General features: G+C 58.3%; 8 protein-coding genes. 5 read left to right on the top strand and 3 right to left on the bottom strand.

Translation table 11 applies throughout. The features are described 5' to 3' along the window. Window positions 1-19: 19 nt before the first annotated feature. Both FOY56_RS06495 and FOY56_RS06490 read left to right on the top strand, forming a co-directional pair. Entirely contained in the window at window positions 20-907 is an 888-nt protein-coding gene (locus FOY56_RS06495) for an alpha/beta fold hydrolase (protein WP_425468356.1), read from the top strand. Further along, a complete protein-coding gene (locus FOY56_RS06490) occupies window positions 904-1,521 on the top strand; it encodes a glutathione S-transferase family protein (RefSeq protein WP_186766262.1) in 618 nt (205 codons plus the stop codon). The genes FOY56_RS06495 and FOY56_RS06490 overlap by 4 nt, the downstream gene beginning before the upstream one ends. Here the strand turns inward: FOY56_RS06490 and FOY56_RS06485 are convergent. Then, window positions 1,518-2,930 (bottom strand): pyridoxal phosphate-dependent decarboxylase family protein, encoded by a 1,413-nt coding sequence (locus tag FOY56_RS06485; RefSeq protein ID WP_246139427.1) that lies wholly within the window; start codon window positions 2,928-2,930, stop codon window positions 1,518-1,520. The genes FOY56_RS06490 and FOY56_RS06485 overlap by 4 nt on opposite strands. 172 nt (window positions 2,931-3,102) lie before the next feature. Here FOY56_RS06485 and parE point away from each other — a divergent pair, with 172 nt between their 5' ends. Continuing rightward, on the top strand, window positions 3,103-5,061 hold the full coding sequence (gene parE / locus FOY56_RS06480) for a DNA topoisomerase IV subunit B (protein ID WP_146345000.1): 1,959 nt from the start codon (window positions 3,103-3,105) through the stop codon (window positions 5,059-5,061). 1,220 nt (window positions 5,062-6,281) lie between these two features. After that, a complete protein-coding gene (locus FOY56_RS06475; protein WP_146344999.1) occupies window positions 6,282-7,031 on the top strand; it encodes a hypothetical protein in 750 nt (249 codons plus the stop codon). 65 nt (window positions 7,032-7,096) lie between these two features. Here FOY56_RS06475 and FOY56_RS06470 read toward each other — a convergent pair whose 3' ends face one another. Together FOY56_RS06470 and FOY56_RS06465 are read right to left on the bottom strand one after the other, a co-directional pair. Beyond that, window positions 7,097-7,405 carry a hypothetical protein gene (locus FOY56_RS06470; RefSeq protein ID WP_342779776.1) on the bottom strand — a complete coding sequence of 103 codons (309 nt, stop codon included), beginning with the start codon at window positions 7,403-7,405 and terminating at the stop codon, window positions 7,097-7,099. 274 nt (window positions 7,406-7,679) lie between these two features. Next, window positions 7,680-8,168: a hypothetical protein gene (locus FOY56_RS06465; protein ID WP_146344998.1), complete on the bottom strand. Its 489-nt coding sequence runs from the start codon at window positions 8,166-8,168 to the stop codon at window positions 7,680-7,682. A gap of 287 nt (window positions 8,169-8,455) precedes the next feature. On the opposite strand from FOY56_RS06465, the gene FOY56_RS06460 reads away from it, so the two are divergent. Continuing rightward, entirely contained in the window at window positions 8,456-13,576 is a 5,121-nt protein-coding gene (locus tag FOY56_RS06460) for a LamG-like jellyroll fold domain-containing protein (protein WP_146344997.1), read from the top strand. The last annotated feature ends 4 nt before the right edge of the window (window positions 13,577-13,580 follow it).

Raw genomic sequence — 13,580 nt, 5'->3', positions numbered from 1 at the left:
TTTTCGGGCGAGGATCATCATGCACACAGAAACCGTCAACCTGAACGGCCACCCGTTTTTCCTGCGCCACTGGGGCGATCCGGGCAAACCTGTCCTGCTGATGCTGCACGGGTTTCCCGAATACAGCGGCGCTTTCAATGATCTGGCCCCGCTGCTGAGCGACCATTTTCACTGCGTCGCCCCCGATCAGCGCGGCTATGGCCAAAGCTGGTCACCCGAGGGCGCAGACAATTATACCGCTACCGAACTGATCCGCGACATGTCGGCCCTAATCGACCACCTGGGCGCGCCCCTAACGGTTCTGGGCCACGACTGGGGCGCAGCGGTGGCCTATGGGCTGGCCATTCGTTGCCCCAATCAGGTCTCCCGCCTGATTATCGCCAACGGCGTCCACTCCGTCCCATTCCAGCGCGAACTGGCCAAGGGCGGCGCGCAATCGCAAGCGTCGCAATATATCAACGTCCTGCGCAAACCCGGCTCCGAAGACGATCTTGCCGCCGACAATTACGCCAAACTGATGCAGCTATTTTCAGCCCACATGGACCTCGGCTGGATGGATGACACCCGGCGAAAAGAATACGAAGCCGCTTGGTCCCATGACGGTGGCCGCCTGAAAACCATGATCCACTGGTACCGCGCAACTCCGCTGCGCGTGGCCGACCCCGGCCAGCCCATCACCGACCTGCCCGACTTTCCGGTGGCCTCCTTCACGGTTCACTGCCCCCACCTGCTGATCTGGGGCGAAAACGACACCGCGCTGCTGCCCGAAACCACCCAGGGGCTGGAAACCTATGCCCCTGACCTGACCCGCATAACCATCCCTGATGCCGATCACTGGCTTTTGCACCAGACCCCCGAAACCGTAGCCCGCGCGATCCTCGACTGGGCCGAAACCACAAAGGAATGACCGTGATCAAGGTCCACCACCTCAACCAATCCCGCTCGCTGCGCATCCTCTGGCTGCTCGAAGAACTGAACCTGCCCTACGAGGTCATCCGCTATGAACGCGACGCCACCACCCGGCTTGCCCCGCCGGAATTGGCGCAGATCCACCCGCTGGGCAAATCCCCGGTGATCGAGATCGACGGTCAGATCGTCGCCGAATCCGGCGCCATCGTCGAAACCATCGTCGCGCGCCACGGGCAAGACCTTGTTCCGCCAAAAGACAGCGACGCCTATATCCAGCATCTCGAACTGATGCATTTCGCCGAAGGGTCGGTGATGACGCCTCTGCTGCTGAACCTCTATACCGCTCGGCTGGGCGAGGCCGCAGCCCCGCTGCAACCGCGCATCCAGCAAGAGATGGCCAATCACTATGGCTATCTTGAAACCGTCATCCGCCCGTCGGGCCATTTCGTGCTGGATGACCTGTCCGCCGCCGACATCATGCTCAGCTTCCCGGTCAGCGTCCTGTCCCGGCTCGGACTGGAAGACAGCTATCCCAATCTTGCTGCATTCAACCAGATGGTGCGCAGCCGGCCCGCCTTTCAAAAAGCGCTGGAACAGGCCGGCGGCGACTAGGCCAGCGCGTCAGCCAAGCGATCCACAGCCGCCATCGCCGCGCGCACATCTTCGGCGCGCGTGCGGTGGTTGGTGATCGCCGCGCGTAACATCGTGATCCCGTCGACACTGGTGGTTGAAAACACCGCCTCGCCGGTTTCCTGCAAAGTCTCGGCAATCCTCTGGTTCAAGGTTGACTGCGCCTCTGGCTCAAGTCCGCCCCGCGCCGAGAACACACAGATCGCCGACACAGGCTCCATCCCCAGATGCATTTCGGGGCGGGCCCGCACCTCGTCGGCCATCAACCGTGCCATCCGGCAATTGTCGGTGATCGCGGCCGCAAATGCCTCGCGCCCGAACATCTCTAACGCGTACCAGATCTTCAGCGCCCGGTTGCCGCGCGACAGATCCACACCATAATCGCAATACCACGGGTCGCCCCCGGCCAGCCCACGGTCGGCCCCCGTCAGATACGCGGGACGCGCCGCAAAGGCCGCGCGCTGCGCCGCCTCATCCCGCATCAGCACCAGCCCGCAATCATATCCGACATACATCCACTTGTGAAAATCCAGCGCGATGGAATCTGCGCGCCCGATGCCTGCGGTCAAATCGCTCCAGGGCGCGTCCGCCAGTTGCGCCCAGGCCCCGAAGGCACCATCCACATGCAGCCAAAGCCCTTCGTCAGCAGCGACATCCGCCAAAGCGTCAAGATCATCAAATAATCCCAAGTCTACCGATCCGGCGGTGCCAACCACCAAAAACGGCAAGGCCCCGTCTGCCCGGTCCCGCGCCACGGCAGTGCGCAAGGCATCCACGTCAATCTGCCCGTCGCGCATCGCGATGTATTGCAGGTTGTCGGTGCCGATCCCCAGCAACTCAACCGCCTTGGTGGACGAACTGTGTACACCCTGCCCGGCATAGGCCACCAACCGGCGCCCAGCCAAACCCGCCTTGCGCACATCTTCCAGAGCGCGCGCCCGTGCAGCGGCAAAGGCCAGTACAGTCGCTTGCGATGTGCCGGTCACAAGCACGCCGCTGGTGCCCTCGGGCATACCCATTTCCCGCCGTGCCCAGTCGATCACTGCGCGTTCCATATAGACGGCTCCGTGATCGCGCCCACCGACATTGGCGTTCAAAACCGACCCGGCAATCCCGGACAGCATGTCACTGGCCAACCCGCTGCCCTGAACCCAGCCCCAAAACCGGGGATGGGTGTTGCCACCGTGAAAAGGCAGCACGTCGCGCTCAACCCGCGCAGCACTGACCCCGTCGCCGATCTGATATCCTGCCCGGACATCCTCAGGCACCGGCTGCCAGGGATAGGCCCCGGCATCCCGCATCCGCGCAATGCCCGCATCAACCAGCCGATACGCCTCGTCCCGGAACGCATCCCAGTCTTGCGGATCCAACCCACCTTTGCCTTTGTCCAAAGCCCATCTCCACGCATGCTCGTTCGGCCCCTAAAAGCGCCAGTCCCGCCGCAAGCGCAACAAGAATTTTCGACGAAAATTCTCTCCGCCCCATATCCTGCGTCAGCCTCTTCCCCAGACCCGTCGCACCTGCCATAATAGTGATCAACAAACGAACAAAAGAGCAGCAGACATGCCAGACGATCTCCTCACGGGCACCGCCCAGCCGGCCTATGACGCGTCTTCGATCGAAGTTCTCGAAGGTCTTGAACCGGTGCGCAAGCGCCCCGGCATGTATATCGGCGGCACGGACGAGCGCGCCCTGCACCATATGGTGGCCGAGATCCTCGACAACTCGATGGACGAAGCCGTCGCAGGCCACGCCACCCGGATCGAAGTTGAACTGCACGAAGACTACGCCCTCACCATCCGCGACAACGGTCGTGGCATCCCGATCGACCCTCACCCCAAGTTCCCCGATAAATCCGCGCTTGAGGTGATCCTGTGCACCCTGCACGCCGGTGGCAAGTTCTCGGGCGACGCTTATGAGACCTCCGGCGGTCTGCATGGCGTCGGGGCCTCGGTCGTCAACGCCCTCAGCGACTCGCTCATCGTTCAGGTCGCCCGCAACAAGGAACTCTTCGAACAACGCTTCTCGCGCGGCCACCCGCTGGGCCCGGTCGAAAAGGTCGGCGCGGCCCCCAACCGGCGCGGCACCACCGTCACCTTCCACGCGGACGAACAGATCTTTGGCCAGCACCGCTTCAAGCCAGCCCGCCTGTTCAAATCGATCCGCTCCAAGGCCTACCTGTTCTCGGGCGTCGAAATCCGCTGGAAATCCGCCATCAACGACGGCGAAACCCCGACCGAGGCCACCTTCCACTTCCCCGGCGGCCTCTCCGACTACCTGACCGAGACCTTGGGCGGCGCCACCACCTATGCCGACGCCCCCTTCGCAGGCACCGTCGATTTCCGCGAGAAATTCAACACCCCCGGCAAGGTCGAATGGGCGATCAACTGGACCCCGTCCCGCGACGGCTTTATCCAATCCTACTGTAACACCGTCCCCACCCCCGAGGGCGGCACGCACGAGGCCGGGTTCTGGGCCGCGATCCTGAAAGGCATCCGCGCCTACGGCGAACTCGTGAACAACAAGAAGGCCGCCCAGATCACCCGCGACGACCTCACCACCGGCGGCTGCGCCCTGGTGTCCTGCTTCATCCGCGAACCCGAATTTGTCGGCCAGACCAAAGACCGCCTTGCCACCGTCGAGGCGCAAAAACTGGTCGAAAACGCTGTCCGCGACCACTTTGACAACTGGCTCGCCGCCGACACCAAATCCGCTGGCGCCATCCTCGACTTCCTGATCCTGCGCGCCGAAGAACGCCTGCGCCGCCGTCAGGAAAAGGAAACCGCCCGCAAGACCGCCACCAAGAAACTGCGCCTGCCCGGCAAGCTGGTCGACTGTTCCTCAAACACCCGCGACGGGACCGAGCTGTTCATCGTCGAGGGCGACAGCGCCGGTGGCTCCGCCAAAATGGCCCGCAACCGCAAGACCCAGGCCCTCCTGCCCCTGCGCGGCAAGATCCTGAACGTGCTGGGCGCGGCCAGCTCCAAACTGGGCAGCAACGCCGAAATCAGCGACCTCACACAGGCGCTTGGCGTCGGCCTTGGCACAAGGTTCAACGTCGATGACCTGCGCTATGACAAGGTCATCATCATGACCGACGCCGACGTCGACGGCGCGCATATCGCCTCGCTGCTGATGACCTTCTTCTTCACCCAGATGCGCCCGATGATCGACGCCGGGCACCTCTATCTGGCCTGCCCGCCGCTGTTCCGCCTGACCCAGGGCGCCAAACGCGTCTATTGCATTGATGAGGCCGAAAAGAACGAACACCTTGAAAAAGGCATCGGCGGCAAAGGCAAAATCGACGTGTCCCGTTTCAAGGGTCTTGGCGAAATGGACGCCAAGGACCTGAAAGAAACCACGATGGACCCAAATTCCCGCGTGCTGATCCGCGTGACGATTGACGAAGACGAACCCGGAGAAACCGGAGACCTTGTCGAACGCCTGATGGGCAAGAAACCCGAATTGCGCTTCCAGTACATTCAGGAGAACGCGAAGTTTGTGGAGGAGTTGGATGTTTAACATAAGCTATTGAGAAAAATTATTTCTTGCATTAATTTTGTGCGAATTCTGCGAAGAATGGGTACAAATGTGATCTCAAGAAATCCACCGGGCCGTATTTTAGAAGTTATTGAAAAGCACTTGACCCGTTTCCCGTGGGTATCCACATGGTTTGCGGCACTGTTTCTGTCCACACTTTGGACGCTTGCATGGCTCGTCATATTCTTTCTGACAACGTGGGTTTTTGATCTATCCACAAAACCAAGAGATTTCGTTTGTGTGTTCTGGCTTAGTATAGCTGCGGAGTCACTAATCCGCTGGGCTGAGAACACAAACTTTGTTGCGGCAATATCTAAACCTTTTGAAACAAACGCGATGGGAGACAACCAAGACTTCCGACTTCCAAAGGCCTCCAAAATTTTTTTTTCAATCTTGCTGCTTACCTTTCTAATGAAAGAGTTCATGATTAAGTCAGGAATGATGGAGTCCCCGCTACTCTTCACTGGTCAGAACGGTCATCACACCTTGTACGCAATGTCTTCAATGGTAAGCGGTTGGTGGACTACTGCCACTCAGTCGAGTGTTTTTCCGCCGTTGGTGGTTGGAACACTACTTCGTGCTACTATCTACAAACGCAGTCACAAACCGTCATCTTCGGGAGAGTAGAACATATGATTTTTGATGCGCTGGACAACATATCAATGGTCGTCTTGATGATGATGATCGTCATTGCGGCCCTCCTATCAACAATCTATGTCCTTGATATATTTTGGAACTTTTTTCGTGCTGCAGCCGATCAAGATCGGGGGTTGAACTACTATTTTTCCAGGAGAGGCCCGGAAAACTAGAAGCTCCTCTCGACTTTGACCATGAATATACAACCCGTGATTCGAGCACCAACCTTGACTCGAAAAAACGACGGCGGATCGTCATGTTTCAAAACTGCAATAATTCCTAACAATCCGTGATGTTGCCTCAGTCAACAACTACTCACTACGTGTAGTCGTCGACACCTAAGGATCGCAAACGTATTGAAAGCAATGAAACCCGAGTTGCGCCGCACTGACCTCGTGCGAATGAACTTGTCATTTCCGAGTGGATCATCAGGATTTTTCACCTAAATCGCTTCTGGTTTCCAGTAGAGCTAGGCACCACCAAACACACCCGCGTGAGGCCCGCTTGCCGCCCGTACGGACACCCGCCTTTACTGCCCCGAACACTCCCGCGGTCAGAGGCTTGCCTTGATGTTCATTGCTGACAATCAGTTCCCGCTTCTGATCCTGTTCTTCATCGCGGGCTGTATCGGCACCGGGTTTCTGTTTCGCAAACCCGCCGGGCACCGGGCGTGGAAGCTGGCCGATCTGGTCTGGGTCGTGCTGGGTGGCATCGGCGCGTTTGTCGCGGTGATGGCAGGGCTGTATAAAACCGACAGCTCGCAACTCGATCGCCAAATCGACATCGCCTATGCCGCCACCGCCGCCTTCGACCGGGATGCGGCCCGCTTCCGCCTGCGGTTTTGCGAACCCGCTTTTGACAGCGATATCGCCACGTTGTGCGACAAGGTCGAATTCCTCTCGGCCTCCACCGCCAGCAACGCCGACCTGCCCCTGTTCATCGCCGTGACCGATCAGGTCGCGCCACTGGCCGGGTTGGGTTTCCTGTTTGGCAAACGCCCGCGCGATGACATGGGCAAGATGGTCGATCAGGCCAACGCCTTTGATCCGGATCAGTTCCTTGTCTTCACCTCGCGCGATGCGGCCACCGAAGGCGCAATCGACACGCTGCGCCGCAAGGTCCCGACCATCGCGGGCGACTATCTGATTCTTGCACGCGCCTATGACGATCTGATCGGACAGGTCGCCAAACTGAAAGCCGAATGGGAATACCTGCAAGCCAACGCGCATATCCTGATTCTGCAGGTCATCGCGCTGTGTCTGGTCAGTTTCGCCGCGCCCTTCCGGCTAGGCAAATCCATCGTCGAGCTGAAGTGAGGCTTTGAAACGCAAACCGCCGCCCCGAAAGGCGGCGATTCGTAACCTTCACGATGATGCGGGCCTTAGCCCTTGGACATCGCGTTCTTCACAGCCGACACAATCGCCAGCACCACGCCGCCGCAGACGCCACCGCCCGCGACCTGACCGATGATCGCGCCGATATCCAGACCGCCCGCCGCCATCGACGCATCGCCCGTGGCCGCAGCCCCTGCTCCGCCCAGAACCGCGCTCAGGATCTGGCCGCCAATGCCGCCACCGATGATTCCCGAGATCGAGTTGATCAGCGTGCCCTGGTCGATGCTCTTGATCGCGCCACCGGCCACATTGCCACCCACGGCGCCCGCGACGAGCGAGATTATCAGTTCCATCATGGTACTCATTCCTACTGTTACAAAAAATCATGCGCCAACTTGACGCGGGTTCGCGGTAACGGGATTTTGACCCTCAGGCAAGCTTTGCGTTGCCTTACGTTAAGGTAAGCTTTGCCCCGAAATCCGATGTACAAAACCGCCAAACCGCCTCGAAAGCTCGGTACAAAACGGACAATTCCGGCGTCTGGCAGAGAGGGGCGCCGCCGGTGTCACAAACAAAAAACGACCGCCGGAACGGATCCGGCGGTCGTCAAACTTTTGCGTTCAGCAGGTGTTACTGCGCCGCAATACACTCACGCGCCATCGCGATAGCGGCTTTGGTGCCAGCCAGCGACATTGTGAAAACGCGTTCAGTATCAACAACTTTGATGGTGTTCTTGTTCTCGATGTCGGCAATGAACTCAGGATTCGACGCCGTGATCACCGCACCGCTGTAGCCCTGGCTGTTCTTGTGCATGACCGATTCCGGACCATGATAAGTCTTGTCGTCCAGATCGATGATCAGGTCATTTCCAGTCTCACCAAGGTTCGCATCGTCTTCTTTTGTGAAGACACCGATATACCCAAGCGAATCTTTCAGAACGCCCATCTGAACCAGCAGGCCATCACGCTCGATCTCGGCGACGCAGGTCTTTTTGGATGGCTCTGAAAAGACAGTCCAACCCTGGGCTTCACCATATTTGACGAACTCTTGAGCCGAAACAGCAGACGCCGAGATACAGCCAACGACACCGACAACCGCAAGTACTTTTGAAATCTTCATATCACTATCCTCCATAGGATTGGTTCGCAGAACTAATGACAAGCAACATAGGTCAAGAATTATCGTGTCGCCACCAAAACACGGCATCAACCCTCTATTTTTTCGGGAAAATCGTCGCACGTGGCCTTCGAACATTTGGCTTTCCTCGTAGCCGCACTGATGGACGGGCAAAACCGATTGAGGGTATTACCCTATTTCCAGAATGCATGTTTCAGGCGAAGTTAGGGAAAATTCATTACTCAAAACTCGCGGCAGGATGACCCGAGGTTCTTTGGAAGGAGCGTTTTATGTTGGGTGAAGAAACGGCACTGGGCGGCTACATTGAGCAACTGAGCATACTGCGCGGGGATATTGTTGACGCAGAAGCGCTACTTGAAAATGCGGGCAAAGTTGTTGGCGAAATCAAGAAGTTACAAAAAACGATTGAAGAGGTCAAAGACGATTCCTTCAAGCTGCGCGAAACCGCCAAGACACTGGATCTGATTGTCGGTGTCATGGGGCAGTTCGGTCCGCTCAAGGCCATCGCAAAACCCATCGCAAGCCTGTCAGAAGAGATCAAGGACCGGGCCAAGCAGCTTGATGAACAAGTCGGGACAATAACCGACGTCGTCGTGCCCTTCCAGAATGTCGTCAAGATCATGGACGCGGCCATCAAGGTCGCACGCGTCGCGTTGTGGGATGCCCGCAATGACATCGACATGGTCGAAGAAAGCCTGGCAGAAGCCAGCGAAACACTCGCCAATACCGAAGACATGCTGCCCGAAGAAGCTTTGGAAACCTATGAAGCGGTCCTGGGGGAAGGCGGCACGGTGGACGAGATTGCCGCCGGGATTGAGGACGTGACCTCAAAGATCGCCGAGGTCAGAGACGGGGCCAACTCTGTCATCGAAGCTATCAACGTCATGGACGGGTTCGCCGATGCCATGAACAAAGTCGCAAGCCAGATTTCTGCAGTTCTTGATCCGGTGTCCTCTCTGGTCAATCCGCTGAACGCCGTTGGCGACGTTCTGGAAGAATTCGAGTGGGTTCTCGATGCGGCCGAGTGGGTGTTTGACACTGTCGTCTCTCCGGTATTGGACCCAATTCTGGAGGCGCTTGGTATCGAGGCCCTGATCGACCGTCTGTCGCAACCGCTGGAAGACTTGATGCCGGAAATCGACATTCTGCCGAATTTCCTGTCTGTCGGGTTCGATCTGAGCGGTAAGTTCGAAAACGTCTTTGGCCCCATCGATGGCGAGCAACCCGGCATTTTCACGGCGGCCCAGGACGCGGCGAATGCGCTGAGCGGTCTGGTCAACGAAAACACCCTCGGGATTGTCGGGCAGTTGTTCCGCGATGGCGCGGGCACTGATGATTTCCTGATGGGGGTCAACAACATCCTGTTCAACGAAAGCACCCTGAACGGTGGCGACGGGCGCGATATTATCGGTGCGGGCAGCGGTGACGATACGCTGAATGGTGGCGACGACAATGACATCCTGCTCGCCGGGGCGGGCGATGACCATCTGGACGGCGGCAATGACGTCGATGCGGTGGTGTTCAACGGCTATTTCGGTCAGTTCCGATTTCTGGCCGAAGACGATGCGAAACTCACGTTCATCGACAGCGGCAGCACCGCATTGGGCACCGAGACCACGTATAACGTCGAATACTTCGTCTTCCGCGATATCAGCTGGACCTATGAACAGTTGGAGCGGGCTATTCAGGTCGATTACACCACCACGCCCCCCACGACCGAGATCACCGGCGATCAGCCTGACCCGGATAATCCGTCAGAACTGGTCATCGACGACATTCTGATTGGCGGAAATCTGGACGACACACTGAACGGTCTGACCGGCGATGACTACATGCTGGGCTATGAAGGCTATGACACAGTACGCGGCGGATTTGGCACGGACACCTACAGCTATTCTGGCGAGTTTGTGGAACCGACGTCCACCTCAGACGGGGTGACTGTCATTCTGGATCTCAGCCTGGATGCCAGCCTTCTGGCGCAACGGACAGACGACATCCAAGGCGTTGAGAACATTGTGGGGTCCAACGGGTTCGACCTGATTATTGGCGACGGTCGCGCGAACGAAATCAACGGCGGCGGGTATAATGACACGGTGGTCGGCGGCGGCGGCAACGACCGGTTGATTGGCGCCGATGGTGCCGACATCCTGAACGGAGGCCGCGGGAATGATGTCGTGTCGGGTGGTGTCGGGCTGGATGTATATATCGCTGGTCGCGGGCGTGACACTTATATGGCCGACTCGGCTGAATCTCTGGGATATCAGGATCACGACCTTCTGTTTTACGGCGGCGGTTTTTCGGTCCTCTTCGAGGGCGAAACGCAACAAATCATCGACAACATGCTGCCATATGACCGGTTTGCCGCTGACGATCTGCCCGATGCAATCGACGCTAACCTGACAACCGGACGTGTGCGCAAGCTGAACGAAAACGGCCAGCCGCGCTTTGGGGTCGATACGCTGGTCAATATCTCGAACCTGCTGGCGACCGATGGCAACGACACGATCCAGGCCGGATCTTACTTCGCCATTCTAGACGGCGCAGGGGGTGATGACGTAATCACCGGGTTCCGACCCACTGTCGAAAGCGATCTGCAATTGCTGGATGTCGACGGCGAAACAGTTGCGACGCGGCAGGGGTCAATTCTGGCGGGCGGCACGGGCAATGACACTCTGACCAGCTATTCAGGCGACGACATCATGGTCGGTGGATTTGGCGATGACCGCTTTGTCATCCTGAGCGACACGGCCCCCTTTGCACCAGATGACCGAGAGGACCAGACAGGCGGCATCTTTGGCGGTTTCGACACCCGCGATATCAGCCTGCTGAACCTGATCACCGATTTCGCGGACGCCGAAGACATCGGCGACAGCGGATGGGATGTCCTGGATCTGACCCAATCGAACCTCGCCTGGTATATCGACCTGGTCAACAACTCGGCGCAGGCCTATGACGGCGACCTGCCCAGCATTCCGGGAGCTGAGAACAAGGTCAATTCCATGTTCATCCACGGGATCGAAGAGATCTTTCTTGGCGACAATGCAAGCGGGGTCTGGGCGGCGGCCGACCAGGAAATCCACGTTCATGGCGGCGCCGGAGATGATATCCTGAGTGGTCGCTACGGGTCGACGGTCGGCGTTACGCTTGAGGGCAATGGTGGCGATGACACCATCACGGGCGGCTCCGGTATCGATCTGCTGGACGGCGGAGACGGCGATGATCTGATCGCAGACGAAAACGCCCTTCACGACGGAGTCGAAACCGTTCTGGCCGGGGCCGGTGATGACGTGTTCCGCGCGGCGCAAGGTTCAGCCTATAACATCGACGGCGGCGACGGGCATGACCTTGCTGCTTTCAACAGGATCGAGAACGAGCTGGTTCTGGATCTGGGCCGTGGCCGCGGCACCGTGAATGGCCGCCAGTTTTCAATCACCGACGTCGAAAGCGTCATCGGATCTTACGCGGATGACCGGATCACAGGCACGATCGGCACCGATTTGATTGCCGGGTTCAACGGTGACGATATCCTGATCGGACGCACCGGCGACGACGCGCTGTATGGCGGCCTGGGAGACGATATCCTGCAAGGCGGCGGCGGCAATGACCGGCTGCATGGCGGGTTGGGCAACGACCGCATCTTTGGTGGCAGCGGTTTTGATACGCTGGACCTTCACGAGACCGCCTTTGGCGAAACCCCGGTGCATTACGAAACCTTTGTCGAGGATTTCGACGTGGCCTGGAACGTTGATCTGGCCGCAGGAACAGCCAACATCATCAGCCCGGCGGATGCCGTACCATCCGCCAACTTTACCCTGATCGACATCGAAGCCGTCCGGGGCAGCGGCAATGACGATACGCTGACCGGCAACCGGTTCGGCAACCTGCTGAGCGGCGAAGGCGGCGATGACATCATCGACGGCGCAGACGGAAACGACGTGATCTCAGGCGGTGACGGAGATGACACTATTTTCGGCGGCAACGGGGCCGACCAGATCAGCGGCAACAAGGGCCAAAATCTGATTTACGGCGGCAATGGCAACGACGTCATCATCGGTGCGGACGTGGATGATCCGGTTGAGATGATTTATTTCAATTCTCCCAGAGACGACCTGCGCACCGGTAGGCTTGAGGTCGGAACCTATGATGCCTTCCCTGCCGGTTCGTTTACCATCGACATGATGGTCAAGGCCGATCCCGTGGCAGATACGGGTCAGGGGTCATATACCTTGATGTCTTACGCCGTTCCTGACAGCCACAATGAATTCCTGATCATCACCGAAGGCGCCACAGATCAGTTGCGCATCATCGTGAACAACTCGTTCATTTTTGACACCGGGTACGCCACTGGCGGCACCATGTTCGATGGAACCGCGCACCGTGTGGCCATCAGCATGGACACCGCCACCGGATCGTTGGCCCTGTATCTGGACGGCGAACAAATCTGGAGCGTGACAGATGCCGACGGCCTTACCCCGCTAACGCCCGGCGGGCATCTGGTGTTTGGTCAGGATCAGGACGGTGTTAACGCCAACTATGATCCCGATCAGGCCTTAATCGGGGCCATGGGGGATATCCGCATGTACGACAAGGCCCTCACCGATCTAGAAATGGAGAATACGCCGTTTACGGCACTGTCCGACCCTGAAGGCACAGATGGCCTGATGGCCTATTGGCAGGTTGATCAAATTTATGGCCAGTCGACCCTTGCGGATGCATTGGGCGGCGATCCCCTAACCAAGGTAGGAGGTTCGTCCAACGGGTTTTCCTCAAGCCTAGGAGATTTGATTTATGGCGAAGCGGGTGCAGATGAAATCCACGGAGGGGCCGGTGGCGACAACATCAATGGCGGCACCCATAATGACCTGTTGTATGGTAACGACGGGCGCGACTCCATGTCTGGCGAAGACGGCAACGATACGATGTTTGGCGGCGACGGGCTCGATACCATGTATGGCGGAAACGGCAATGACACCTTGTACGGCGGCGCTGACAACGATCAAATCTATGGCGATGGCGGAAATGACACGATGGAAGGCGGCGCAGGTTCTGATTTTATCGTTGGCGGCGCAGGCAACGACATCTTTGTGTTTTCCTCGGCCGCGGACACCGTCAATGAATTTGGTCAAATCGACTATCTCTACGACTTTAACGCGGGCGAAGACATCGTGGATCTGTCTGGCATGGACGCAAACACCAACACGAATGTCGACAACGCGTTCATCTTTATAGGCGTTGCCAACTTTACCGGTCGGGCCGGCGAACTCGCGATCCGCCCGGATTCACCGGGACTGTTCATCCTGACCGGCGATCAGGATGGCGATGCGGTAGGCGATTTCGAAATCTATCTGGGCAGCACCGACATCTGGTCGGCGTCGGACTTTATCCTGTGACCCT

It is taken from the genome of Falsiphaeobacter marinintestinus (genome assembly GCF_007923355.1).
In the GTDB taxonomy this organism is placed as follows: Bacteria; Pseudomonadota; Alphaproteobacteria; order Rhodobacterales; family Rhodobacteraceae; genus Phaeobacter_A; species Phaeobacter_A marinintestinus.
This window is presented reverse-complemented; position numbering and strand designations above follow the sequence as displayed.